The sequence below is a fragment of the Allobosea sp. RAF48 genome (assembly GCF_052114025.1).
Classification (GTDB): Bacteria; Pseudomonadota; Alphaproteobacteria; order Rhizobiales; family Beijerinckiaceae; genus Allobosea.
Genome location: NZ_JBFRDZ010000019.1, coordinates 40,295 through 66,094, shown reverse-complemented (window position 1 = coordinate 66,094; position 25,800 = coordinate 40,295). Strand labels below are relative to the sequence as shown.

The following is a 25,800-nucleotide window of genomic DNA, read 5'->3' as shown; positions in this document are numbered from 1 at the left end:
ATGGCCAATGTCACAATCAATGGCACCAGTCACGCGATCAAGGCCGCGCCTGATACGCCGCTGCTCTATGTCCTGCGCAACGAGTTGAAACTCAATGCGGCGAAGTTCGGCTGCGGACTCGGCCAGTGCGGAGCCTGCACCGTAATCGTTGACGGCGAGGCCGTATTCTCCTGCGTTACCCCGGTCGAGCTGGTCGAGGGGCGTTCCGTGACGACGCTGGAAGGGCTCGGGTCCAGGGAAAATCCCGGGATTTTGCAGCAAGCTTTTATCGACGAGCAGGCGGCCCAGTGTGGCTACTGCATTCCCGGCATGATGATGCGCGCGCAGGCGATGCTCCAACGCAACCCACGGGTATCGGATCGGCAGATCCGCGAAGAGATGGAACCGCATCTGTGCCGGTGCGGCACGCATATGCGCATCCTCCGCGCTATCCGTCGGGCGGCCGACCGGGTGGCCGGGACACTCGTGCCGTCGGCGCCGGGAGGCCGGTCATGAACGCGATGCTGTCACGCCGCGCTGTCCTCGCTGGCGCCGGCGCACTGACCCTGGCGTTCAGTTGGTCCGCTGCGCGGGCGCAGACCGAAACCGGGAAGGGAGAGGGGCCGACAAAGCGAGGTCTCCCTGGCAGCCTCGATGACACGCCTCGGCTCGATGCCTGGATCCGGCTCGATGCCACTGGCTCCGTGACCATCCTGACCGGCAAGGCCGAACTCGGGCAGGGCCTCAAGACGGCTATTCTCCAGATCGCCGCGGAAGAGCTCAAAGTGCCCTTCTCATCGCTCGGTCTCGTCACTGCCGATACCGGCCGAACAGCCGATGAAGGCTATACGGCAGCAAGCCATTCAATTCGCGATTCGGGCACTGCGATCCGCAACGCCGCCGCCCAGGTGCGGGAAATCCTGATTGCCGAGGCCGCGCGACGGCTGACCGTCTCGCCTGAAACGCTGCGTGCGGCCGAAGGGGCCGTTCTCGGTCCAGGGGGAGTGCGCCTGAGCTACGGAGAGCTGGTCAGTGCTGAGTTGCTGCAGGTCGAGGCTCGACCCACTTCGAAACTGACACCGACGGCCGACTTCACCGTGATGAACCGGCCGGTCGCAAGGATCGACATTCCGGGCAAGGTCACGGGCGGCGAAGCCTATGTGCAGGATCGTCGCCCAGACGGCATGCTCCATGCCAGGATGATCCGGCCGCCGAGCTATGACGCCGAAATTGCTCGGCTGGATGCCACTGCCGTGGAAGCCATGCCCGGGGTTGTGAACGTTTTCCGCGACCGCAATGTCCTTGCCGTAGTAGCGGACGACGAATGGACGGCCATTCAGGCCATGCGCCGCCTCTCGGCACGCGTCGCGTGGAAGGAGCAGGCGTCGCTGCCGGATGCGGCGAATCTGGGCGACGCTCTGACGGTCCTTCCATCGCGCGACACCGCCATCCTCGAGGTGGGAACGCCGGGTGGGGCGGGAACTGTCGTCGAAGGACGCTTCGTACGCCCCTATCTCGCGCATGGCTCGATCGGCCCATCCTGCGCCATTGCCGAGGCGCTCGACGGCGAGGTGACGATCTGGACGCATACCCAAGGCGTCTATCCGCTCCGCCAGGCCATCGCGGGAATGCTGAAGCTGCCGCTCGACAAGGTTCGATGCATCCATGTCGAGGGCGCGGGCTGTTATGGTCAGAATGGTGCGGACGACGTTGGCGCCGACGCCGCCCTGATCGCGATGGCTCTGCCGGGACGCCCGATCCGCGTGCAGTGGATGCGTGAGCAGGAACATGCCTGGGAGCCTTTCGGGCCCGGCATGGTGGCCGCGGTGCGCGCCGTGGTCGACGGCAGTGGCGCCGTCACGGACTGGCACAGCGAGGTTTGGAGCCAGTCCCACATGATGCGGCCCGGGCCGCCGGGCACGCTGCTGGCTGCCCGGGACAAGAGCGATCCGGCTCCGCCGGCTCCGCCCGTCGCCCTCGCGCAGCCGGAGGGAGGTGGCGATCGCAACGCGATCCCGCTCTACCACTTCCCGAATGCGAAGGTGGTCCATCACTTCCTGCCGGAGATGCCGTTGCGCGGCTCCTCGATGCGTTCCCTCGGCGGCTATCTGAACGTCCTGGCCATCGAGAGCACCATCGACGATCTGGCTCATGCCTCAGGGCAGGATCCGGTCGCATTACGCCTGCGCCTGCTCACCGATGATCGCGCTCGGGCCGTCGTCGAGAAGGCAGCTATGGATTTTGCATGGAAGGCGCGACCGCGACTTCCAAAGGGAGGCGGCTACGGCTTCGGCTTTGCCCGGTACAAGAACCTCGAAGCGTATTGCGCCGTCGCGCTGGAAATCTTCGTCGACCCTGAGGCGGGCGAGGTCCGCATCGTCCGCGTCAACGCGGCTACCGACACCGGAGAGGTCGTCAACCCGGATGGTGTCAGGAATCAGATCGAGGGAGGGATCATTCAGTCCGCGAGCTGGACGCTGTTCGAGGAGGTGACGTTCGATCGCAAGCGCATCACGTCGTTCGACTGGTCGTCCTACCCGATCCTTCGGTTCTCAAGCGTTCCGGAACGGTTGGATGTCGCGATTATCGACAGGCCCGGCGCACCGTTTCTCGGCGTGGCGGAGGCGTCGCAAGGCCCAACGGCTGCGGCCCTGGGCAACGCCATTCGTGACGCAAGCGGTCAAAGATTGCGGCAATTGCCGTTCACTCCGGCCCGTATTCGGGCCGCCTTCGGACGGTGAGCGGACGAACTATAGCTGGCGAGCCATCACCGACGGGCATGGCCCAGTACGTTCTGCCGAGCTGGCGTCCGCGCCTCCTCTCACGTCCGCTGCTCCACGCATTGATCGTCGTCGCCAAGTACTGCTGGGCTGGACGATCGCGACGCAATCTATGCCTTCAAGCGACCGCTATCGTCGCTCTGTTCTGCTGGCTGCTTGCGGCCTTCGTCCCAAAGCCCCCCGGCCGCCCGCTGCAACGGTGGTCTCGTGAGGGCGTCTCACCCTGTAGCGGCACCGAGCCCTGGACGGCGAAACCGTCCGTTGGGCCATCCCGTGTCGGGATTTCATAAGTTGGAGAACCCTATGAGCAGCCAAACCGTGGGCAATGCCGCGCCTCGTGCCCATCAAATGTTTCCTGTGTTGACGCACGATCAGATCGAAACGATGCGTCGCTTCGCCAGTGGTCCGCCCCGGCGTTTCACTTCCGGCGAGCCGGTCTTCACAAGCGGGGATCGCGACGTGCCGGTCTGGCTTGTGTTGGCAGGCTCCATCGACGTCGTTCGGCGCGACGGCCTCGACGACGAGGCACCGATCACCACTCATCGTGCAGGCCAGTTCACCGGCGAGGTCAGTCAGATCGATGGGCGTGCGACAATTGCATCGGCCCGCGCTGGCAGCGACGGAGCCATGCTGCTGCCTTTCGATCCTCCCCATCTGAGAGCATTGATGATCGGGTCCGCGGAGGTCGGCGAGATCATCATGCGGGCGCTGATCCTTCGCCGCGTGGGGCTGATCGAGCAAGGCGGCTCCGGTACGATTTTGATTGGTTCGGCGCATGATGCGCATCTCATTCGCCTACAAAGCTTCCTGACCCGTGACGGCTATCCCAACCTGGTCATAGACCCGGTTACATCGGGCGAGGGGCGTAGTTTTGTCGAGAAGTTCTCCCTGCAGATTACAGATTTGCCGCTGGTCGTTTGTCCCAACGGCAAGCTGTTGAAGCGTCCGACCGAGCGGGAGGTAGCCGCGTGTCTCGGGATCATTCCGAAAATCGATTCGGAAAAGATCTATGATGTCGCCATCGTTGGAGCTGGCCCGGCCGGCTTGGCAGCGGCGGTCTACGGCGCGTCTGAGGGCCTTTCAGTCATCGTCCTAGACCAGCGGGCGATGGGAGGGCAGGCTGGTGCTTCGGCACGGATCGAAAACTATCTTGGATTTCCTACGGGCATATCGGGCCAAGCTCTTGCTGGCCGCGCTTTCAACCAGGCCATCAAGTTTGGCGCAGAGGTGGCGATTCCGTTGCGTGTCGAAACGCTACAACGGACTGGTGATCGCATTACTCTGGGGCTCTCTGACGGCGCGACGTTGGCGGCCAATACCGTGGTGATCGCGTCCGGCGCAGCCTATCAGCACCCGGAGATTCCTGGTCTGGCGCAATTGGACGGGGCCAGCGTGTCGTACTGGGCGTCGGCCGTGGAAGCCAGACTCTGCCGCGGCAAAGAAATTGCCCTCGTCGGGGGTGGAAATTCAGCGGGGCAGGCGATTGTGTTCCTTACGCCGCAAGTGAAGCGCCTTCACGTTTTCGTTCGCAGAGACCTGTCCGAAACGATGTCGCGCTATCTCATCGACCGGATTTCAGCGCTCCCGAACGTCGAGATTCATGTAGGAGCCGAGATTGCGGAATTGGACGTTAACGGGGGCGTGCTTTCCGGTGCGACCGTTCGAAATCGGTCTGACCATGGCCTGTCAAGATTCGGGATTAGCCACTTGTTCCTGTTCGTCGGCGCAACACCGCACGCAGGCTGGCTTCGAGATACACTGGCGACTGACGAGAAAGGCTTCATTCTCACCGGAGGTGAGGAGGCTTTGCCTTTGGAGACCAGCGTGCCGGGAGTATTCGCGATCGGCGACGTGCGCGCGGGTTCAACGAAGCGTGTCGCTGCAGCAGTAGGCGATGGAGCTGCGGTTGTTGCGCAGATTCACGGATACCTAGGAGCTTTGCGCGACAGGTAGTTAATCACGACGGTCTGTTATTGGCTTCCTTTGGTATTCTGCGGACCAAATGAACTGCAAGGCGTCATAACCAGACATTGGCTCGCGGCCATATAGCGGAGATCGGGCGCTTCCAGATTTAATTGCGCTCGGCCAACGAGTCGATGAAACCTCGTTAGCACGGCAGACTGGGGGCGCTTATGCAGAGAACCGACCTTGGCCCATAAGATGGTAGCCAGTTAGACTGCGGCCGCTACGCGCGTTGTGCCAGAGCTATCCGAAAAGTGCGGAATAAGCCTCTACATGTTACCTAGGGTTGTTTTCCCTTCTGTGCCGTGCACCATGAAATATATGGAGCGCTCAACCAGCAGGAGCGGGCTATGCGGGCAATACAGGTTCTCGCTTTCGGCTTCGTAACATTGGCGGGCCTTTTCTCATTCGGTGGCGAAGCGCGGGCCTGGGGCAAATTTGGTCATCTGACCATTTGCGATCTGGCGTACCGGAACTTCACAGACAAGGCGCGCGAGGAACTCAAAAAGCTCTTCCAGGTCGGCCGCGGCGGCATCGGTGTCAAAGGCCGCGGCAAAATGGATGACCGCCACTATACATCGTACAATGTCGGTTGCCTCGAAGAGGACGAGCTGCCGCGGAAGCACCCCGACGATCATTTCATCAATGTCAGCCGAGATACCAAGTCGATCACCAATAGCGCCTGTCCGGCCGCGGCCGACTGCATCCTTTCTGGGATCGGCCGAGATTTCGACACCCTCAGGGACACGGCCAGGCCAAACGAAGAGCGTGTCTTCGCACTAATGGCGCTGGGGCACTGGATCGGGGACATCCATCAACCGCTTCACGTCTCTTTCTCCGATGATCGCGGCGGCAACGGGATCGATGCTAAGATCACCGGCGGCAAATGCGGGAGATCGACCTATCGAGTCAAAAATCTGCACGGGATCTGGGACAACTGCCTGCTTGAAGCCGGCCTATTCGAGCGCGTTCGGAACCGGGCCGATTTCAGGAAGAGCTGGAGCAAGAACACCATCACTTACCGGGCCGTCGATACATTACAGGCCACCACCTCACTGGCGGAAGAAAAAGAACTCGTGGGGGGCGATCCAGTGAAATGGGCAAATGAATCCTTCGAGATCACTGTGATGCCTGAGGTGCGTTATTGCGTTATCGTCGCTGGCGTCTGTAAGTACTCGTCGGGCTCGGTACAGCTGGGGAATGGCGTTCCGAAGCGCTCCGAGCAGTTTGATCAGGCATACCTCGCCATGTTCTCGAAGACGGCCCAGAACCGCGTTAAGGCCGCCGGCTTCAGATTAGCTCACCTGGTAAATTTGGCGCTGGATCCGGCTTACACGGGACCGGTACAGGACAACCTGCAACCTTGATCGATATGAGCGCCGTCGCCGTTGGCTGTTGCGTACGGCCATTGTGTTTGAGATTTTGCGTTCGCGCTCGATCTTGCGACGACTTGCGCTGTTGCGTGGTGGCGGCGCCTCCGCCTTCTGGCTGACACGCCGGATGCACACAACCAACCTTGCAGATCCGGAATAGGATTCCGTGATTGCACGGATAACGTTCTACATCCTCCGACTGCTCTATCGGCCTGTGACCGGCATGCGCCATTAGCAGACTCTAGCTCTCTGGCCAAAAGCAGACGTCTTGAACGCGGTCGCGGCACGATCGGAAACGATCTAACTCGGAGGTTCGCGAGATCGGTCCTATGCAACCTAGTCGGGAGAGTTGCCAGGTCTTGGTGGGAGGCTAAACGGCGCTTTCGGGCAGCTGGGTAAAGGAAGTTTGTCCAAGCCATCGTTGGATACAGGATATCGGGCAAATCGATTTCGATCTTTCAGCATTTCGAAAGCGCGCCGCCATACCCTGATCGACCGTTAGCTTGGCGAGAGGCCGACGCTTGCCCACTCAGCGCGTGACCCGATCTTTCCCCGTGGACAGTGCTCTATTGAACGCTGTCCTGGAGCATGTGGACCAGGGAATTCTGATGGTCGATGCCAACGGCTATGTGGCCGTCTGCAATCAGCGCGCGATCGATCTGCTCGGCCTGCCACCCGACCTGATGCGTTCCAATCCATCTTTCGAGGCGGTGAAGAGATGGCAGATGGAACAAGGTGAATTTGGTACTGTCACCGAGGAGCTCCTCCGGGCCATCAAATATGAAGGGATACACGTAGAAATCCTGGACTACGATAGGCAGAGACCAGACGGCACGGTGCTGGAAGTTCGAACCAACCGCCTCCCCAACGGCGGAATGGTGCGCACCTTTACTGACATAACCATACGAAAAGCGGCCGAGAACGCGATCCGGGTGAGCGAGGAGCGCCTGCGGCTGGCTTTGCAGGCGAGCAGGATGGCTGCTTGGGAGCTGGATCTCGTGACGCAGTGGGTCGATCGCTCCGAGAATTCCATGGTGCTGCTTGGCATTTCCTCGGGACCGGCAGGCGATTTCATCAATAGGGTCCATCCCGACGACCGAGAAATGGTGACGGCCTTCTGGAGCGCCGTCAGGTCGGAAGGAAGTGGCACGGCCGAAGTGCGCTACCATTCTCCTGACGGCTCGCAAACGTGGCTTGCTCTCAGGGCCGAGCGAAAGGACGATAATCGACTCATCGGACTGACCTTCGACATCGCAGATCGGAAGGCCGCCGAAGAAGCCATCTGGCGAACCGCCAATCACGACCCGCTGACGGGCCTGGCGAACCGGGCGCTCTTCCAGGCTCGCCTCAACGAGGCGCTGACGAATGCCGGAATCTCTGGGACCAGCGTGGGGCTGTTACTGCTGGATCTCGACGACTTCAAGGATGTCAATGACACGCTTGGCCATGCGGTTGGAGACCTCCTCCTTCAGGAGGCGGCCCTTCGGCTCAGAAGCTTTGTCGGAGAAGGCGATACCGTGGCACGCCTCGGGGGCGACGAGTTTGCCATCATACTCGCCGATATTTCAGCGGGAAGTGAAGCCACTGCCCTTGCTACGGAAATCGTAGATGCTCTCTGTGCTCCCTTCCAGCACGAAGGACGAGCTCTTTCCACAACGGTCAGCATCGGGCTGGCAACCTTCCCTGAGCATCACCGCGATCCGGTCGAACTGATGAAGGACGCCGACATCGCGCTCTATCGCGCGAAGGAGCAGGGGCGCGGCCAAGCGGTTGCTTATACCAGTGCCGCCCGCGAGACGATGGAGCGTCGCGTCACCATCGCACACGACGTCCGCGAAGGGCTCGCAGCACAGCAGTTCGTTCCCTATTACCAACCGAAAGTGTCGTTGGTGACAGGCCGGATCGTCGGCTTCGAGGCCCTCGCGCGTTGGAACCACCCGACCAAAGGGCTCCTCTCGCCTGACTATTTTGGCTCGATGTTCGCCGAGCAGGCCATTTCGATTGCTCTGGGCGAGCAGATGATCCGCCAGGTCGCGGCCGATGTTCGATCATGGCTGAATCAGGGTCTCGAATGCGGTCGCGTCGCGGTCAATCTGTCTTCCGCCGAAATCTCCGACCCGAGACTCGCCGAGAGGATTATCCGCATACTGGAGGATACAGGTGTCTCCTCGGCGCATTTTGAAGTCGAAGTGACGGAAACGGCTTTCCTCGGGCGCAGAACCGCGACGGCGTCCTCCATCCTGAACAAGTTGCACCAGGCCGGCGTCTCCATCGCATTGGATGATTTCGGGACAGGCTTTGCGTCGCTTCTGCATCTGAAGCAGTTCCCCGTGGACCACATCAAGATTGACCAGAGTTTCGTGCGGAACTTGATCAGCGACGACAGCGACGCTGCAATTGTCGCCGCCATCGTAAGTCTCGGTCACGCTATGGGAATGCATACGACTGCGGAGGGGGTCGAAAGCTTCCCACAGGCCGCACGCCTGCGAGAAGCAGGGTGCGATTCCGCTCAGGGCTATTTTTATGCGAAGCCGCTGCGAGGGGAGATGGTGCCGAAGACCATTCAGAGTTGGTTCCCGACAGGCAAGCCAGAGCTTTGAGGGCGAAAATACGAAACCCGGGCCGGGTGAAAGCGTATTGCGAGTTTGCTATTGCTCGCCGCCCTCCCGGCTCCTAATCACCGATGGTGTGCGCCGCCACGTCGCCGCAGGCTAAACTTGCGCCATTTGCTGACGTTGGCGCACCATCCAGAAGCGGACATGTCTGGTTCAATGGCGTACCTGAACTCCTCACCTTCGTGGAGGAGCGCCCCCGCGAAAGCTAGCTTTGCTGGGCGGCGTCCTTCGGCAAATGGAGCGGGGCCTGGCACTGGCTAGGAAAGGTCGGCGCCACGACGTAGACCGCTTGGCAGCGAGCATGCGCGGAGCGCCCGGAGTGTCGTCGATCCAAGCGAACTACCCCGTTTGTGCTCGTTGTGGGCTTGGGCATATCAGCCTAATATCGCGACGGGCGCTGGGGTAACTCAGTGGGAGCATGACCATGTCTCACCGCGTGCCATTTACCCCGGGTGATCTGACCGATCATCAATTGGGCGCTGATGACACTCTTGCCGGCGATCCGACCAGCACTGTTTTGATTGGCGACGCAGGCGGCAACCTGCTCGATCATTCCAAGGGCGGCAACGACACGTTCAGCGGGGGCGCCCCTGCCAACTACACCTTCTACGGTGACGCGGTCGGCAGGATGCTCGACCATGCTCAGGGCGGCAATGACTCTTTCAGGGGTGCGCTCAGCTCCACCAACACAGCTTACGGTGACGTGGGTGGCGACATGCTCGACCACGGCAAGGGCGGCAATGACGTTTTCACGGGTGGGGGCCTCTCCACCAACACTTTTTTCGGCGATGCGGGCGGCCGGATGTCCGGCCAGGCTCAGGGCGGCGATGATCGTTTCGTGGGCGCTGCCCTGTCCAACAACATCATCATCGGAGATGCGGGCGGCGATATGTCCGGCCATGCTCAGGGCGGCAGCGACAACTTCATCGGCGCCAGCAACCAGGCCAACAACGCCTTCTATGGCGACACGGTCGGCAGCATGTTCGACCATGCTCGAGGCGGCAATGACAGCTTCACCGGCGGCGGCCGCGATGCCGACAACAGTTTCTACGGTGATGCGCTCCGCGACATGTCGGATTTCGCCCAAGGCGGCAACGACGATTTCACGGGTGGCGGTGCCTTCAGCAACAACGTTTTCGCCGGCGACGCCGGGCGCAGCATGTCCGGCCATGCTCGGGGCGGCGACGACAGTTTCACAAATAATGGCGCCTTTTCCACCAACTTTTTCTACGGTGACGCGTTCGACATGGTCGACTTTGCCAAGGGCGGCAACGACACCTTCACCAGCGGTCCCGGCTCCAGCAACACTTTCTTCGGTGATGCCGGCCACAACATGTTCGGCCGGGCTCAGGGCGGCGATGACGTGGCGTTCTTTGCCGGCAATGAGGGCCTATCCGCACAGTTCGCGAATGCGGCCTATGGCGACGCGCAGACGATGTTCGGCGATGCTGCCGGCGGCAATGACCGCCTGTCGGGCGGCGTCGGTTCCGGGGATGTCGTCAACCAGTTCTATGGCGACGCGCAATCCATGCGCGAGGCGGCGAGAGGCGGCAACGATACGCTGACCGGCGGCAGCAACAGCGGCGGAGGCGCGGTGACGAACAGCCTCTTCGGTGACGCCGCAACCCTGTCAGGCTTCGCCAGGGGCGGCAACGATACCTTGATCGCCGGGACCGCAGCATCCGGATCCGCGGTCAGCAACGACATGTGGGGCGACGGACAACTGAGCGACCACGCGCGTGGCGGCGCCGATCTGTTCCTGTTCAAGGATTCTGGTTCGATGACGGTCGGGACCAATAACACCATCGAAGATTTCAGTCAGGCCCAGCATGACAAGATCGGGTTCAACGGTGTGGCGGGCGTACACTCCTTCGCTGATCTGACCATCGCGCAAAGCGGCTCCGACACCGTCATTACCGCCGGGGCGGATCAGGTTACGCTGCACAATTTCACGCACATGCTGACACATAGTGATTTTTTGTTCGCCTGAAAGCAAAGCGGGGTTTGCCGGCGGCTCRTTCAGCGGAGCGCAGCTGTCGGAAGTTCCGGGAAATCTTGCCTGTTGTTGGCCCCGGCGGATCTCTGGTGAGGTCCGCCGGGGCCATACGGCGGGCCCTGCCTGACCCGTTCACATCTGCTTAGGGATGGCTGCCTTGCTTCCCAAGCCCTCTTCCAATGCTGCCAGCGAGGCGTTGGCCTCCTGCCGCTCCGCCTTCCTGGCGGTCGCGCTGTTCTCTGCCCTGGTCAATGTGCTGATGCTGACCGGGTCGATCTACATGTTGCAGGTCTATGACCGGGTGCTGCCCTCGCGCAGCGTGCCGACGCTGGTCGCGCTCTCGATCATTGTCGCAGCCCTCTACATTCTGCTCGGCCTGTTCGATTGGCTGCGCCAGCGCATCATGAGCCGGATCGGGATCGTGCTCGACCGCCAACTCAGTGCGCCGGTGGTCGGCGCAATCCTCGGTACGAACCTACGCGGCGGGCCGGGCGGCATTCAGCTCTCACGCGATCTCGACAGCGTGCGCGGCTTTTTCTCGGGGCTCGGGCCGACGACGCTGTTCGACCTGCCCTGGATCCCGCTCTATGGCGGTCTGTGCTTCCTGCTGCACCCTTCTCTCGGCTGGACCCTGGTCGCCGGCGCGGCGATCCTCATCTTCATCGCCTTGCTGACCGAAGTGCTGACGCGTGGCCCGGCGCGCGAGTCGTCTCGCGTGGGTGCCGAGCGCTCGGCCCTGCTCGAGGCCGCCAGGCGCAATGCCGAAGTGATCGGCGCGCTCGGCATGGAGCGGCGCGTCGCCACTCTGTTCGACCGCATCAACGACCGTTACGTCGTGACCAATCTTGGCTCGTCCGATCTCGTCAGCACGCTCGGCACGATGTCGAAGACCATCCGCTTCATGCTGCAGTCGGCCATGCTCGGCCTCGGCGCCTGGCTGGTGATGAAGAACGAGGCCTCCTCGGGCGTGATGATCGCCGCCTCGATCCTGAGCGGCCGGGCGCTGGCACCGATCGAACTCGCCATTGGCAGCTGGCGGCCTTTCATCGGTGCCCGCCAGGCCTGGCAGCGGTTGAAGGCCGCGCTGGCGGAGCCGCGCGGCCATCCCTCCATCGCGCCGGACCGGCCGACGCAGCGGCTGGTGCTGGAGCATGTCTTCGTCGCGGCACCGGGCGCACAGAGCCCAATCGTGAAGGATGCAGGCTTTGCGCTGAAAGCAGGGCAAGGGCTTGCGATCATCGGCCCCTCCGCCTCCGGCAAGTCGACGCTGGCGCGGGCGCTCGTCGGGGTCTGGCCGCTGATGCGCGGCAGCCTGCGCCTCGACGGTGCGACGCTCGACCAATGGGCTCCCGAGCAGCGCGGCGGGATCATCGGCTACATGCCGCAGGACGTGCAGCTCTTCGCCGGTACGGTGGCGGAGAACATCGCCCGCTTCGATCCGGATATCAGCGAAGAGGCCGTTCTCGCCGCGGCCAAGGCGGCCGGCGCCTACGCCATGATCCTCGGCCTGCCCAAGGGCTTCGAGACGCCGATCGGCGAGGCCGGCAGCCTCCTTTCCGGCGGCCAGCGCCAGCATATCGCGCTCGCCCGGGCGCTCTACCGCGACCCATTCCTGGTTGTGCTCGACGAGCCGAACGCTAGCCTCGATGCTGCGGGCGATGCGGCGCTCACCGCCGCCATCGGCAGCGTGCGCGAGCGCGGCGGCATCGTGATCGTCATTGCCCACCGCCCATCGGCGCTCGCTGGCATCGACCTCGTCCTGATCCTGGCTGAGGGCCAAGTCCAGGCCTTCGGGTCGAAGGAGGAGATCCTGCGCAAGAGTCTGGCGGCTGCCCCCGCAGCGGCGGGCGCCGGCTTCCCGACTTCGAAGAGGATAGTGACAACCGATGCGCACGGCTAACGAGAACATGGCAGGTATGCTCCTGTCAGGTCCTGCGAACCGGAAGATCGCGCGCCGCCTCGATCCCCGCCGCGATATCCGCCAGGCGGCGATCGCTGGCGTCGCCATCATCGCCGTGCTCTTCGGCACAGTCGGGCTCTGGGCCGCGACCGCACCGCTGGCGGGCGCGGTCATCGCCTCCGGAAAGATAGTTGTCGAGAGCAATGTCCGCCGCATCCAGCATGCAGCCGGCGGCATCGTAGCGGAGATCCGGGTCAAGGACGGCGACCACGTCAAGGCCGGCGACGTCCTGGTCAGGCTCGACGAGACCCATGCCAGGGCAAGCCTGGCGCTGATCGAGATCGAACTGCGCCGGTTCCAGGCCCGCAAGGCCCGCCTCGAGGCCGAGCGCGACCGCAAGGCCGAGGTCGTCGTCCCAACGGAGCTGGCGGAGCGGGCCAGAGCGCCGACGGTGATCCAGGCGCTGGACAGCGAGCAGGCCCTATTCCGCACGCGACGCAGCGCGGCCGAGCTGCAGCGCTCGCAATTCCGCGAGCGCATCGCCCAGTCACGCGAGGAGATCAGGGGGATCGCGGCCCAGATCGAGGCGAAGCAGGCGCAGGCCGGCCTGATCAAGCAGGAACTCGACGGCGTACAGAAGCTCTACGATCAGAACCTCGTCGCGCTGTCACGGCTGACGGCGCTGCAGCGCGAGGCTTCACGACTCGCCGGCGAGCAGGGCAGCCTCATTGCCGACACGGCCCGGGTGAAGGGACGCATCGCCGAGATCGAGCTGCAGATCCTGCAGATCGACGAGGACCTACGCCGCGAGGTCACGACCGAGTTGCGCGATGTCGACGGCAAGATCGCCGATCTCTCCGAGCGGCGCATAGCAGCGGTCGACCAGCTAGACCGGACCGAGATGCACGCGCCGCAGGACGGCATCGTTCACCAGAGCACGGTGCACACGATCGGCGGCGTTATTTCGCCGGCCGAGCAGATCATGCTGATCGTGCCCGAGACGGACGGACTCGTGATCGAGGCACGCATCGAGCCGGCCATGATCGACCGGTTGCGCATCGGCCAGGCTGTAGTACTGCGGTTTCCTGCTTTCGACAGTCGCGCGACCCCCGACCTGGAGGGGCGCCTGATCCAGATCTCGGCCGACGCCTCCACCGACGAGAAGACAGGTGTCTCCTTCTACACCGCCCGTATCGGCCTGAGATTGACCGAAGTGAAGCGGCTCGATGGCAAGGTGCTGCTTCCGGGCATGCCAGTCGAAGCCTTCATCCAGACCGGCCTGCGCACCGCCTTCGTCTATCTCGTCAAGCCGATCGAGGACCAGATCGCGCGATCGTTCCGATACGATTGACGCTGAGCATGCTTCTGGGGGGACACATTTCGTTCTCGGACACGTCAATTTGGAAGCGAGCCGCGGAAGTAACGGCAGCGACCGACCGGCTGGCAGATCATTGAATTCTGTGGCGGCTGTTCGTTTACAGGCGACGACAGCCACCAGCGAGGCGAGACGGCCCAGTGCTCGCCGCCGCCGTCGCTGCCGGCGAAGAGCGCATTCTTGCGATTGAGCGCGATTGGTCGGATTGCGCGCTCGACCACGTTGGAGTCGATTTCGACGCAGCCGTCGTCGAGGAAGCGCGAGAGGCTGCCTGGAAGCGGACATGCTCGATGTCCGCCTTGGGCCAATTTGGCAAGTTCGGTCCTGCAATACGGACCTACCCGCTCTACGGATGCCTTCTCGTGTGTTGGTTTCGCCGGACGCAACGATATCGTACCCGGCGTTCCCTGCCTCCTGCCACTCGGCGTCCGACAGCGTCTTGGTGTTGACCATGACGCCGTGATTGGCGACGGCGCCGAAAAGCTCACAAGCGTTCGCAGCCGCGTAGAACGGCACTGAGGACAGCCAGAGTCCATCGGAAGTGCCGTTCGACCGAAGGCGTTCCGTCAGATAGCTTTCGAGAAGGGACAAGCGACGCCGAGGAGCTTCCTCTCCCAGGCGAACGAAGCTCGACAGGCTGGGCTGAACCAACATGGCGAAGTCGTGCAGAGACTCGGCGCTCCGCTCTGTCGATACCGTCACCAGGCCGGTTCCGTGCTCGCCGCAGGTGCGGATCGGCTCCAACTGCCAGACCAGTCGACCGTAAGGTCGCGTGTGCGCCGGTCCGCGCCCGGTTTCCATATCACTCAGGAGGCAGTGCGGGCATACGCGAACGGTCCTCCGGCGAAGCGTGGCACGCGTCACGGCCTGATCACCGATTGTGTAATTGCTTTCGCCGATCCTGACGGTGGCAGCCGCCAGCAACCGGCCCGCGTCCGCTCGGCACCGATAGGCCATGGTCTCGAGAGTCGGGAGATCCCCGTCGACAACCTGCTGGAAGTTGAACCCCAAATCCAAGCTGAAATCGCGGGCGGAGCGACCAACCAGCAGTGCGTTACGGGAGCAAAGGCTCGCGGGCGTTTCGTCGTGGCCGTGCGCGACGGTCATCTGGATCGGAAGCTGCGTCATTTGTTCCTCACATCGCGCGGGGCCTTCGTCTTCTTCGTTTCCTTCGCCTTCTTGTCCGGCACGACGATATCGGCCGGATCCTTTCGCTGGAGGCCCTCCCGGGGATCGATCAGGTGCCAGTCCTGGGCAACGAGAAAGATGTTGCGGTCAGGGGGGCAGCCAGTTCGCGAGGCATAGGCGGCCGCAAAATGCTCCACGGCGAGCGTGGTCGCTTCCAGCAGTAGGGCGTGGCGGACCGCATCCTGGATGAGTTCGATGGCGATGCCGAACCTGAGGATCGAAGCATGGAGCAGGCGAGCGATGAACTCGTCGGTCGCGAGATTGCCGATATCGAGACCGCCCTTTTCCATGCCGTAGACGGTAATCAGTCGACGCACGAGCCCCGCATCGCGTTCAAGCGTAAGGTCCTCGAAGACAACGTTACGGTTGCGGCGCCAAACTTGCTCGTCACTGGACAGCATCGCCGCAATATTGGGGCGGCCCGAAAGGATCAACCAGACCGGCCACTGCCGATGCTGCATCAGTCCCTTGAGAGTGTCTTGCACCTTTGTGATTTCGAGCTGGTTCCGGGACTGGAGGACGTGCTGGAGTTCGTCAATGTGCAGGAAGCGAACACCCCGAAGCTCGAGCTGATGGTGCACGAGGTCCCAGACGACGTTTTCCTTCAGCTCTCGCGCGGTCTCGTAGCCGAGCGCCGCCAGCACGCTCATGCCCAGGAGACGAAGCGTGCAAGGTGAGGGGGCGGTCACCGAGATCAGCATGCCGTCGCCGTTCGGGTCGCCGTAGCCGGCGAATTCGGCCCGCTTCAGAAAGAGGCGATCCAACGACCTCGACTTTCCGGCGCCGGACTCTCCGATAACCGTCAGCGCCCGACCTTCCCGAAGGCGCCCGACGCGGCGATTTGCATCGCCATCGAGGGCATCCTGGGAGAGCAGAAATGCGTCGATCAGATTGTCGAGTTCGGCCTCGAGCAACCGATCGCGCGGCGTGGTGAAATAGGCGGAGAGGACATTCATCATGACGTCCCCGCCCTTGGCGCGCCGCTCCGACTGGAGGCGGCGCATGCGGGCGACAGCGTCCTCGTGAACCGCAGAATTGGTAGCCGTTGCTTCCATGCTCAGTCCTCCACGCCGTATTCGTCTTCGTCGGAGGAAACCTCTGTCACGGTATTCTCAGGCTCGCCCGGGATCTCGATGTCGACCGTTTCGGTCTCGCCTGCGCCCTCGGCGGCGGCGTCGAGAATTGCCGGGCCATTCTCCAATCCGCGCGCGAAGTCGAAACCTTCGAAGCGGCGTTCGAGCATGCTGAACTGTTCCGAGGTCAGGATCGGCGATGCGATTCCTGCGCGCTTGGTGGCGGCATCTGACATCTCCTGGATGTCGCTCAGCGCCTTATGGACGATAGGCTCGGACGCCTTCGCCATGTCTGCGTTGGTACGACGCAGGACGCGTTCCGCCTCAAGCCAACGCGTCATGGAGACGCCGTCAAAGCCGGAGCGCTGGCACGGGACGGTAAGCCAGCCTTCCTTGCCGCGAACAGAAACGTAACCGAGGTCCGCCGGGTTTAACCGGACCAGGACCGGCTTCAGACCGAACTGACGGCGAACGCGCTGAAGTTCCAAGCTCTGATAGCGGAGGCCGAGCACGCGCACGCCCTGGTTGCCGATACGCCGTTCGATCGTCGTTCCGAAGATATGGCGGTTAACGTCGGCATCCGGCGGCGGCAGGAGGGAATAAATCTCGGAGAGGCGCAGCCACTCATTCCGCGGCGTGCGACCGCCGAGACCGCTGTGGGGGGTGTTGTGATAGACGTCGACGATCCACCGGACGATCATCCGGCCGATCTCCGCGATGTCGAGTACCGCTCGGGCTTCAGAGTTGTAATCACCCTTCGCCACCACGTTCTCGAACGTCTGACCGTCGATGCGCGAGAACAGGCCCTTGTTAAGGGTGCGGAAAAAGCGCTCGTTGCGACCGCGCATCTGAGGCATGCCTGCGGGCGGGAAGAACAGTTCTGCTCCGAGGTCCGTGACCGCCGCGTTGTATTCGTGGCTGAGAAACTCCGAGCCGGAATCCTGGCTCGCCGTCTCAAGGTTTGCGTGCATGTCCCAGGGCGTCAGGCATCCGGCCGCCGCTGCATAGGCGGATTTGTCGTTCACTGCCATCTCGAGGGTCGCGACGGCTGAGGCCGACGAAAGGGACTCCACCAGCAGGGCCGCGAGGCAGCAACGCGTGGCTGCATCGATAGCCACCGAGAGCCAATACCGACCCCGGCCGACCTTAACCTTCTGTTCCGGGCTGAGGTTTTCCCAAACGCCCGCATCTTCCAGGATTGCCTGGAGCGGAATCCGGCTACCGTCCAATTCGAGACGCTCGAAGGGGCGCGTGACCTCCAGACCGCCGCGGACGATATAGAACTTCTTTCGAGCAGCCTCGGGGGACGTGCGACCGGCTTCGACGAGCCAGGGATCAAGCTGGTTGATAACGTGCTCGAAGGCCTTGCGGCTGGGCTTCGCCAGCGGGCGCATCCCGCGCTTCAAACGACGCACGTTCAGCTTGCCCAGGAAGACATGCAGATCCTGAAGCAGGCCCGCCTTGGTAGGCTTGCGGTTGCTGGCATAGCGCTTTGCGAATTTCTGCATCGCGCGGCGCTCGACGCTGCTGAAGCGGGCCGAGATGCTGTCGCCGCAACGATGATAGCCGTCGACGAGAGCCATTGCGTTGAACCCGCCCGCCTCGTAGCGGCGCAGCCAACGGCGCAGGGTCCTGGGGCTGGGCGGGCGCTTGACGGTGACGTCCGCGCTGCCGCAACGACCCGCGGCCAGGTGCGCTCCGAGAAGATCGGCAACGATCTTCGTGATCGCGGCCTTCATCGACTCGTCGGAACGGGACGACTTGCCGTCGTTCTCCATGCGAAGGAACTTGTCGCAGATCGACTTCTGCCAGAGGAGCTTGACCTGGCCTTCGGTGCTGAGATCGGTGATGCGGGTCCCGGTTTCAGGCAACCGAATCTTGGCCTGCGTCGCGAGGTAGAAGCCGCGGCTGATGCTCAGACGGCCTTCCTTGCGCATGGCCTCGAATTCCTCATGGGTAAAGGATTCGCAGAGGGTCGGATTGTCGACGCGACGCAGGACGTGACCGGACTCGTCGTCCGAGACCGGCGTGTAATCGACCTCACGGTCGATCGTGATCTTGTCATGCGCTGCCAGCCGCCAGTGCCGAGCGGCGCCGGAGTGCTGGTCAAGATTGGGGGAACTGAGGGCGTTCTTCATGATGATCCTCCTTCAACGGTTGGTTGCTGCTCGGCGACGAACGCGCACGAGGCTGCTGATTGAAATCGGGCCCTTGCTGACGTGTTCGAGAACGCCATCCGCAATCAGGCAGAGAACGGCCATGAAGCCGCGTCCGAAGTTGCGAGAGTTGGCGAGGATGGCAGTGATGGCCGCCGCTCCGCGCATGGAGTTCGTCACCGCCAGGATTTCGGCGATGTCAGCCTCATTCCGACCGCGCAGTGCCCGATGGAGAAGACGGGCGTTGGCTGCACGATCGCGGGTGATGTGATCGCCGGTGCGCACCACGAACCGATCCGCGAAACCGGACTGCTGATCGCTGATCAGCTCCAGCGTCTTTTCGAGTCCGCTGGGACCGACGCGGCGCGCGGGCTTTACGGCGATCGCCGTGCTGGTTCCGTCCTCGTGGTCCGCGACGAAATCGAAGGTGTGGTTGTGAACCACGCCATCCTCATCGACGTACTCGACCGGCCCCACCTGATCACGGACCCCGACGACGGTCGGAAGGTTCGGGAGGATGTAGGCCAGGTCGCGCTCGAGGGTGCTCTCGAACACGATCTCGCGGTTGGTCCGAGGATTGACGATCGATCCGCGGAACGAGCCCGTGGAGCGCTTTGCCGGGCGACGGCTAGCGACGGACGCCGACGGCGCGGACCAAACGAGCTCCGTGCGAGACGGCGACGTCGGCTTGCTCCCGGGGAGCGCCGGCCCGGACCGGATACGCCACCATCGGCGTCGTTGGCGCGCGCCGGAGCCGGGGGAGCCGGTTTAGGCGTCGGCGGGATCGGGTGGTGGATCTTGGACTTCTTGGGGTTCATGACGCGCGACTCCTCGTTTCGGCGCGCTGTTCGCGCCGGAGATTTTCCCCGTTGGAGGCGAGAGCCTTCCCCGGGACGGGCTGGCGATGCGGACGTGGTCCGCGGGCGTCAGGCCGATATGAGGAGCGCCGTTACGTGGCGGTGCCGGCCGATAGCGGAGGCGTAAGCGAATGCGTCGAACATTATGAGCCTCCTCTGGCTGGGGTCGTCCCGGAGGGACTGGCCGGTTGGTTGAATCCTTGGGTTACCCCGTGGATTGAGTCCTTCGCGAGCCGAACCGGTCGCGAGGGATCGGGGGCGTACAAGACCCATCTGCGCCGCGCAAGATCTCATCTCCGAAACTCCCGGCCAGCCGTAGGCGGTTCAGCCGACGAAGATAACGGCAGGTCTATTTTGTTTGAACAATTCGCCTGATTGGTCTTTGCCGATTGGGATTCGACAGTTCCTGCAATGAATTCCAGGCTGACGCCGCCGACATTTCGCAGCTCTTTCGCTATCCGCTCCAAGGCCGTCTGATGATCGGTCAGTATCTGCCAGGCGCGGTGGAAGGAGGTCTCGAGGTAGCCGTCGATGCGCCGGCGAAGCTTCCGGTCCGCGCGAACCAACCCCATGATCTCGGCGGGGCGTGCGGATGATCGATATGTAAAACTGTCACCCAGGCCGAGCGACGCCTCCATGCTAGCCGCCAAGACGGTGGCCGCATGAAGATCGCTCTGGTCGGCGCCGCCACCGCCGCCACCGTGCTCACCAAGAACGACCTGTTCTGCGGCGATCCCGCCGAGCAACGTCGCCATTTGAGCGCGATAGTAGGCGCGGGTTCGTTCGTTGCCGAGGTCATGTTCGAAATTGGTCCGGCCGCCGGATCCATCCGGTAGCAACTCGCGAAAGAGGCGGACCTCCATCGGAATGCTCCCGCATTCCTCCCTGAGGAGATAGCCAACAAGCGCATGCCCGGCTTCATGCACCGATGCGCGGATGTAAGTGGCGTCCGAGAGACGGACCCGATCCGGCAGGCTTGCGACGACGTCTTCCAGGAGGATGTCACGTCGGGCCGTTCGCGCCGCTCTCCTGGCATCGCGAGCGAGTTGCTCGATCGTCGCCCCGGTTGCCCCTTCAAGCCGTTCCGCAATGCGAAGGAGTGCGCTCTGTGGAAGCGCCTCACCGAGATGGTGACGGAGGATGCCCACCCGCGCCGTGGCATCGGGCAACGAAATTCGAATGTGCTTATCCAGGCGACCGGGTCGAAGGAGCGCCAGGTCGATCTTGTGTGGCAGATTGGTCGCTCCAATGACGACCACGCCTTCGCGCGAGTCGCCGCCGTCCAGACACTCCAAAAGTGCGTTCACGACCTCACGGCAATACTGTTCGTTTTGCCCCGAGAGCTGTTGCCGATCTCCGAACGCGTCGAACTCGTCCAAAAAGAGGATACAGGGCGCATTGCGCTTCGCCTCGGCGAACGCAGCCCTCATAGCCCTGAGCAAGTCGCTGAGGTTGCCCTCGGCCTGCCACTGGGCTCGCGAGTGGATAAAGATCGGGACGCCGCAGAATCGAGCCAAGGCTCGCGCATAGAACGTCTTGCCCACGCCCGGGGGACCGCTCAGCATGATGCCTCGGTCAATGTCAGCCCAAGGGATCGTTCCCGCTCGGTAATCAGCAATGTCGACTGCAAGGGCATGTCCCCATGTGGCCGCTTCCCCATACCCATGGAGGTCGGACAGGGACGGTCCCGGTTGGGAGCTCGCTGGAGCAGGGTCTGAGGCGGAAGCGGCGGCGTTGAACCGCTGCAAGCGTCTCAGGGCCCATGCTTGGTTGCGACCCTTCTTGATCGCCGCGCCAATCAGGTGCAGGGGCGCCCCGATGGCCGGAGCAAGATCTGTTTCGGGCGGGACGTATCCCAGAACGGCCGCGAAGACGCCTCGCAGGGTCGGGACATCGACAGGATCGACCTCGACGACGGCATCAGCGAAAGCTCTGAACTCGTGCGGGAAATCCTTCGGGTCGGAAGCTATCCCTACAATCCTGTCCGCTCTTGGCAGGACTTCCTTGAAAACTTCCCCCTGTTCTCGGAAGCCGCGCCCAGGAGAGCCCCCAGCGAAGTGAAGCACTTCAAAGTCGCCGTCGAAGGCGACGCCGCGTGACGTGAGCATCGAAGTCGCGGCGGCGACATAGGCGTCGACATCGGTCTGGGGAACGAGCAGTCCAATAATCCCAGGATGACCGAGCAGCATGTGGAGCAGGGTTGTCCGACGCAATGCTCTGGTGATCAACATCCGCGCGAGAATTTGGCCGGCATCTCTCGAGCGGCGATCGATTTTTCGGCTGTTGGACCTCATTGGAAATCCCACCGGTCGGAGAGGTGATGTCGGTTTCCAAGCGCGTAGAGGCGGCTTAGCGTGCGGGCGTACCCGAGCGAGGGGGCAATGAACCAGAGATCCGATGTGCAGACCGGACGGCCATTCGGGATTGTTGGGTGGTCAGTGACGACTCCCGCGAGAGCGATCGTGCGGCGTTCGGCTATGCACCAGCTATCGATCGTCGGGGCCTTCGATAGGTCGCCCTTCCCAGGATGGTGTCCGGCCTGAATTTGCTCGAGGTCGTTCAAGAGGCGCCGCAGTCGGTCGACCTCGGGATCGAGTCCGGGAACCGGACGAGGGTCTGAAAACGGGTAGTGCATGGGCATATTCCATCGTGCGCGGTCCCGGGGGGGGGCCGACGGCGAAAATCGAAAGGCGAAGGAGGGGGGCGCGGCGAAGGACCGACGGCGGGCCGCCGCGGAAGGACGTCAGCTTGCCGGGAGGTGCACGCGCGTCCGAGCCGTGATGGGGCGGCTGATGTCTATCGCGATCGCCTTGGCTGCGGCCAGGGCAAGGACCGCCTGAACGGGATCACGTGCGGCGTTCACGTACGCGGCACAATCTCCGAGCTCCGAGCTCCCGCCGGATTCTGACAGGTGGTTTGATATGAGAACGCGGGCCAGGGGCGAGACCGGACATCCGGCGCTTTCGGCGATAAGCATTGCGCCATCGACATAAGGGCGCCGCCGGAGGTATCGTTCTGGGATGATGAGTAAGTTTTTTATATCTCGGCGGCTGTAAGAGCTGCGGCGAGATATCGTCGCGCCCGTGGTCCCGTCGGGGATTGCAACGATGACGAGAATCCGATGGGCTGTCCTGACAGTTCGACTTGTCGAGCCCGGCGGAGCGCCAGCGCAGGAGAGGATTGAATCCTCTGAAGCGCTTCGATGGAAATCGACGACCCTGGGATCCGCGATCAGTCGGGCATCGAGGATATCATCCAGGCAATGTTGCCTTCGGATAGTATCAAGAGGCGTTGGGGGATCGGTTATTCTCGACAGCATAACGTTCATAGCAAAGCTCCGCCGTCGTCCGAAAAGCCTATCGGACGCTGGTTTCAAGAATCCGCGAATCCCATCGCGGAGAGTTGGAATGGTTGCAGCGGAGGAGGGGCATGATGTCGGGTGATCAAGCGCCCTCGAGGCCACGAGAGCTCAATGCCGGTTTCGAACAAAATGTGCGAATCATAACGCGCGATATGGTTACCGGCCGACTGGTAATAGCTGCGCGAGGCCTTCTCGGATGGGGGCAGGCGGAGCTTGCCGACCGCGCGGGTATCCGGCGGCAGACGCTTGCGGAATTCGAAGGTGACGTCCGCCGCCCGCAAGCCCGGGTGCGCGATGCAGTTCTCGGGGTGTTGGAAGCCGAAGGAGTTATCTTCGTCGAGTTAGGCAGCGCTTACGGCGTCCTGAACACCGGAGCCGGGAAGCTATGATGCCTTCGATCCGTTGATCGTGCCTATACCTTCCTTGTGCCAGCGCACCCCTGTCGACGCTTCTCGCCTCCGAAAGCTCTCGGTTTTTGCCTTCGTTAAAACCGATCGGGCATTTCCGTGCATCTCATTGCTTCTCATGTCCGCATGGCTTGCGGGAGATAACTCGTCCCTCGTCAGCCGGCGCGAGTGGAACGCAAAGGCTATGGCACATTCGAGGCGACAGCTTATATGAGATCGACTTGACCGTAATTCCGGCCCGAAGAGTTGCCGACGAAGGGCAGCGGGAACCAATCCCGCTGCCGCATCGTTTGGCGCTCGCTTAATCTCCAGCCAGGGCACCTCTGAAGGAGGCTCCGAATTTATGCGATTTAACTCTCATGGCCGCGAGGCCCGTGCCGCCTGACCGACCGCTCAGTAGTCCCACCAGGCCGGCACCCAGCGAAAGACTTTGCCCTCAGCCGCCACGCGACCGACGGATGGGAACGGCATATGCGTGGACACCAGCCAGGAGCCGGTCGTCGCCAGCTCCTGCATCAAGCGTAGCCGAACGCGGGTCGCTTCCTCGGGGTCGTGCTCGAAGCCGTTGTGCCACTCGGGATGGTCGAACGAGACCGGAAACATGGCGTCGCCCCCGAACATCAGCCGGTCGTTTCCAGACACGATGCGGACCACGCTATGCCCCGGGGTATGACCACCCGTGCGAGTGACAACGACCCCTGGTGCAACCTGCTGCTCCTGCTCGAACGTCCGCAGCTCAGTTTGGTAGACCTCCAGGAAGCGTTTCGACGCATTTCTGGCGATCTCCGCAAGAGCCGGCGGCATGCCAGTGCGAGAGAAGTCAGGCGCTTCCCAGAACTTGGCTTCCGCGGCAGAGACATGGACTCGTAGGTCCGGACGAAGCTGCTCCTTCACTCCTTCGACGAGGAGACCCCCGACATGGTCAAAGTGCATGTGCGTCAGCACCACGTCGGTCACGGAGGATAGATCGACGCCGGCGGCCGCAAGTCGATGGCCGAATAGCCCGGCCCGCGTGAAGTCCGGAACTTCGCCTCCAATTCCGCTGTCGATGAGAATGGTCTGTTTCCCGCTGCGCACCACAACCGCGTTCAGTGCCCAATCGAATGTGTCGTGCGCCAGGAATGATCGATCGAGCCAGGCGTTCCGGGTCGCCGGGTCGGCATTCGTAGCCATTGATTCAGCCGGCGGCTCCAGAACGCCGTCGCTGATCACTAGCACGTCGATCTCGCCAACCCGCACTGCATAGCGCGACGGAACCAAGTCATCGTGACCCAGTCTCTTGCCGGATGAATTATCAAGGTCCTTCGTCATTTGTGGCTGTCCCACGAGAGTCTCCTACTGATCCTGTCAATTCAGCCGTATGGGCCACCTCCGTAAGTGGTCGCGGCTTCATTAATTAAATTCGACTCTCATGAAGAATTAAATTAAACAACGGTCTGGCCGAATTGAACAAACGTATAGGATCATGTCGATGATGGATTAGTATTTATTTGGCGTCATTGTATTATTTAGAAAACCCATTTGGAATTTTTACGGAATTATACCAACGAGCGAATGTCGGTTTGGGAGGGACGAGGAAGCGGCTTGAACGATAAACACCCGTGCAGCTAACGATTTCCGCGAGCCATCCGCTGCGAAAAAAAACTGATACTTGCCCGATCTTCGGACGTGTCTTCTCACCGAGAGCAGTTTCGAACGGCTCGGCATCCATCGGGTATGAAGGGCGGGGCATCCAACAACGGCACATCAATAGAAAAGGTCGACCCCTCATTCTCGACGGAACGCACCGAAATCGGGTGGTGCAACATTTCGGCTGTCTGGCGTACGATGGTCAGGCCGAGACCAAGTCCGTCGTGAGAGCTCGTGGTGCCGCAACGCTCGAAAGCGTCGAAGATGCGCGACAGTTGACCAACCGCGATGCCGTTCCCATCGTCTTGGACGTCGATCTGAAGCGTACCACCCCGTCGCTTGCAGGATAACGAGACATGGCCGCGCGGCCCGGCGTGTCTGATTGCATTGCCCACAAGGTTGCGCAGGATCGTTTTCAGCATTGCTGAATCGGACTGGACGCAAACTGGGACGGAATCGATCTGAAGGACCGTGCCGCATTCATCCGCGTATGCGCGCCAGTCGCGTTCGACTTCATAGAGAATGCCGTTGAGATCGACGGGCATTGTCCTTGGCATTGTCGTGCCCAGTTGCGAGAGCCGAGCGATGTCATCGAGCTCCGAATTGAGCCGCCTCATTGCATCGAGTGCAGTTTTCAATCTTCTCGCGACAGGTGCCGAGGTGTTATTTCCGGCCGCTAGGGCGATCGACAGCATTGCAATCTGAATTGGTTGCTTGAGATCATGCCCCGCGACCGCCAATAGGCGCGCCATCGCCTGCAACGACTGATCGGCGGCGCCTCGCGACTCCTGCCCGGGTTCTGTGATGTGGATCTGTGTGCTCATCTTGGCCCCCCGATGCTAATCATGGCCTTACCAGGTGACGGATGTCTGTTCCGCGGATCCACTCTGGCGAATGCAAATGATTTTAGAACTATGCCGGAGGTTAGGTCTTAATCTGCAAAACGTAATGTTTAAGGTCTCATTTATAAACATACGTATAAGTTGTACATGAGAAATGACGGGCATCTGGCATCGATGTCACGCTATCTGTTATTGCGACGTATTACGGACTTATCTGATCGAATTTCGCATTTGCCCGAGGACTATACATTTACACTGATGCCAAACTGAAATTTCCACGGCCGCCATCTTAGGAAAGATCAGCAAG

At 62.1% G+C, this 25,800-nt stretch carries 15 protein-coding genes and 2 pseudogenes; 8 read left to right on the top strand and 9 right to left on the bottom strand.

Annotated elements, in window-relative coordinates; all coding sequences use genetic code 11:
• The 8 genes from AB4Z10_RS26365 (at position 1) to AB4Z10_RS26330 (ending at position 13,956) form a co-directional block, all read left to right on the top strand.
• Positions 1-495 (top strand): (2Fe-2S)-binding protein, encoded by a 495-nt coding sequence (locus AB4Z10_RS26365; protein ID WP_441473362.1) that lies wholly within the window; start codon positions 1-3, stop codon positions 493-495.
• Positions 492-2,720, top strand: a complete 2,229-nt coding sequence (locus AB4Z10_RS26360) for a xanthine dehydrogenase family protein molybdopterin-binding subunit (RefSeq protein ID WP_441473395.1) — start codon at positions 492-494, stop codon at positions 2,718-2,720. Before AB4Z10_RS26365 ends, AB4Z10_RS26360 begins: the two co-directional genes overlap by 4 nt.
• A gap of 342 nt (positions 2,721-3,062) precedes the next feature.
• Positions 3,063-4,712, top strand: a complete 1,650-nt coding sequence (locus AB4Z10_RS26355) for an FAD-dependent oxidoreductase (RefSeq protein WP_441473361.1) — start codon at positions 3,063-3,065, stop codon at positions 4,710-4,712.
• 359 nt (positions 4,713-5,071) lie between these two features.
• Positions 5,072-6,088, top strand: coding sequence for a S1/P1 nuclease (locus AB4Z10_RS26350; RefSeq protein WP_441473360.1), 1,017 nt, complete (start codon positions 5,072-5,074; stop codon positions 6,086-6,088).
• 542 nt (positions 6,089-6,630) lie between these two features.
• On the top strand, positions 6,631-8,694 hold the full coding sequence (locus AB4Z10_RS26345; RefSeq protein WP_441473394.1) for a putative bifunctional diguanylate cyclase/phosphodiesterase: 2,064 nt from the start codon (positions 6,631-6,633) through the stop codon (positions 8,692-8,694).
• Positions 8,695-9,133: 439 nt separating this feature from the next.
• Entirely contained in the window at positions 9,134-10,699 is a 1,566-nt protein-coding gene (locus tag AB4Z10_RS26340) for a hypothetical protein (RefSeq protein ID WP_441473359.1), read from the top strand.
• A gap of 154 nt (positions 10,700-10,853) precedes the next feature.
• Entirely contained in the window at positions 10,854-12,605 is a 1,752-nt protein-coding gene (locus AB4Z10_RS26335) for a type I secretion system permease/ATPase (protein WP_441473358.1), read from the top strand.
• Positions 12,606-12,612: 7 nt separating this feature from the next.
• Positions 12,613-13,956 (top strand): HlyD family type I secretion periplasmic adaptor subunit, encoded by a 1,344-nt coding sequence (locus tag AB4Z10_RS26330; RefSeq protein ID WP_441473357.1) that lies wholly within the window; start codon positions 12,613-12,615, stop codon positions 13,954-13,956.
• A 155-nt stretch (positions 13,957-14,111) separates the two neighbouring features.
• Here AB4Z10_RS26330 and AB4Z10_RS26325 read toward each other — a convergent pair.
• The 9 genes and pseudogenes from AB4Z10_RS26325 to AB4Z10_RS26285 form a co-directional block, all read right to left on the bottom strand.
• Positions 14,112-14,246 (bottom strand): annotated as a pseudogene (locus AB4Z10_RS26325) (IS66 family transposase); the annotation flags it as partial.
• 448 nt (positions 14,247-14,694) lie between these two features.
• Positions 14,695-15,087 (bottom strand): annotated as a pseudogene (locus tag AB4Z10_RS26320) (TniQ family protein); the annotation flags it as partial.
• Between the two features lie 17 nt (positions 15,088-15,104).
• Complete coding sequence (locus tag AB4Z10_RS26315; RefSeq protein WP_441473356.1) at positions 15,105-16,124, bottom strand: ATP-binding protein; 1,020 nt, start codon at positions 16,122-16,124, stop codon at positions 15,105-15,107.
• Between the two features lie 101 nt (positions 16,125-16,225).
• A complete protein-coding gene (locus AB4Z10_RS26310) occupies positions 16,226-18,379 on the bottom strand; it encodes a Mu transposase C-terminal domain-containing protein (protein WP_441473355.1) in 2,154 nt (717 codons plus the stop codon).
• A 12-nt stretch (positions 18,380-18,391) separates the two neighbouring features.
• Positions 18,392-18,952, bottom strand: coding sequence for a hypothetical protein (locus tag AB4Z10_RS26305; RefSeq protein ID WP_441473354.1), 561 nt, complete (start codon positions 18,950-18,952; stop codon positions 18,392-18,394).
• Between the two features lie 592 nt (positions 18,953-19,544).
• The gene (locus AB4Z10_RS26300) at positions 19,545-21,548 is read right to left on the bottom strand and encodes an AAA family ATPase (protein ID WP_441473353.1); all 2,004 of its coding nucleotides are present in this window, start codon (positions 21,546-21,548) and stop codon (positions 19,545-19,547) included.
• On the bottom strand, positions 21,545-21,889 hold the full coding sequence (locus AB4Z10_RS26295) for a DUF6634 family protein (RefSeq protein WP_441473352.1): 345 nt from the start codon (positions 21,887-21,889) through the stop codon (positions 21,545-21,547). Before AB4Z10_RS26295 ends, AB4Z10_RS26300 begins: the two co-directional genes overlap by 4 nt.
• A gap of 1,526 nt (positions 21,890-23,415) precedes the next feature.
• On the bottom strand, positions 23,416-24,333 hold the full coding sequence (locus AB4Z10_RS26290; protein WP_441473351.1) for an MBL fold metallo-hydrolase: 918 nt from the start codon (positions 24,331-24,333) through the stop codon (positions 23,416-23,418).
• Between the two features lie 365 nt (positions 24,334-24,698).
• On the bottom strand, positions 24,699-25,475 hold the full coding sequence (locus AB4Z10_RS26285) for a sensor histidine kinase (RefSeq protein ID WP_441473350.1): 777 nt from the start codon (positions 25,473-25,475) through the stop codon (positions 24,699-24,701).
• Between the last annotated feature and the right edge of the window lie 325 nt (positions 25,476-25,800).

Bases quoted from the DNA above. Each gene is read 5' to 3' on its own strand.
- AB4Z10_RS26285 (WP_441473350.1), bottom strand. From the start codon at position 25,475: ATGAGCACACAGATCCACATCACAGAACCCGGGCAGGAGTCGCGAGGC.
- AB4Z10_RS26360 (WP_441473395.1), top strand. From the start codon at position 492: ATGAACGCGATGCTGTCACGCCGCGCTGTCCTCGCTGGCGCCGGCGCA.
- AB4Z10_RS26340 (WP_441473359.1), top strand. From the start codon at position 9,134: ATGTCTCACCGCGTGCCATTTACCCCGGGTGATCTGACCGATCATCAA.
- AB4Z10_RS26330 (WP_441473357.1), top strand. From the start codon at position 12,613: ATGGCAGGTATGCTCCTGTCAGGTCCTGCGAACCGGAAGATCGCGCGC.
- AB4Z10_RS26355 (WP_441473361.1), top strand. From the start codon at position 3,063: ATGAGCAGCCAAACCGTGGGCAATGCCGCGCCTCGTGCCCATCAAATG.
- AB4Z10_RS26290 (WP_441473351.1), bottom strand. From the start codon at position 24,333: ATGACGAAGGACCTTGATAATTCATCCGGCAAGAGACTGGGTCACGAT.
- AB4Z10_RS26310 (WP_441473355.1), bottom strand. From the start codon at position 18,379: ATGAAGAACGCCCTCAGTTCCCCCAATCTTGACCAGCACTCCGGCGCC.
- AB4Z10_RS26335 (WP_441473358.1), top strand. From the start codon at position 10,854: ATGGCTGCCTTGCTTCCCAAGCCCTCTTCCAATGCTGCCAGCGAGGCG.
- AB4Z10_RS26300 (WP_441473353.1), bottom strand. From the start codon at position 21,548: ATGAGGTCCAACAGCCGAAAAATCGATCGCCGCTCGAGAGATGCCGGC.
- AB4Z10_RS26350 (WP_441473360.1), top strand. From the start codon at position 5,072: ATGCGGGCAATACAGGTTCTCGCTTTCGGCTTCGTAACATTGGCGGGC.
- AB4Z10_RS26295 (WP_441473352.1), bottom strand. From the start codon at position 21,889: ATGCACTACCCGTTTTCAGACCCTCGTCCGGTTCCCGGACTCGATCCC.
- AB4Z10_RS26315 (WP_441473356.1), bottom strand. From the start codon at position 16,124: ATGAATGTCCTCTCCGCCTATTTCACCACGCCGCGCGATCGGTTGCTC.
- AB4Z10_RS26365 (WP_441473362.1), top strand. From the start codon at position 1: ATGGCCAATGTCACAATCAATGGCACCAGTCACGCGATCAAGGCCGCG.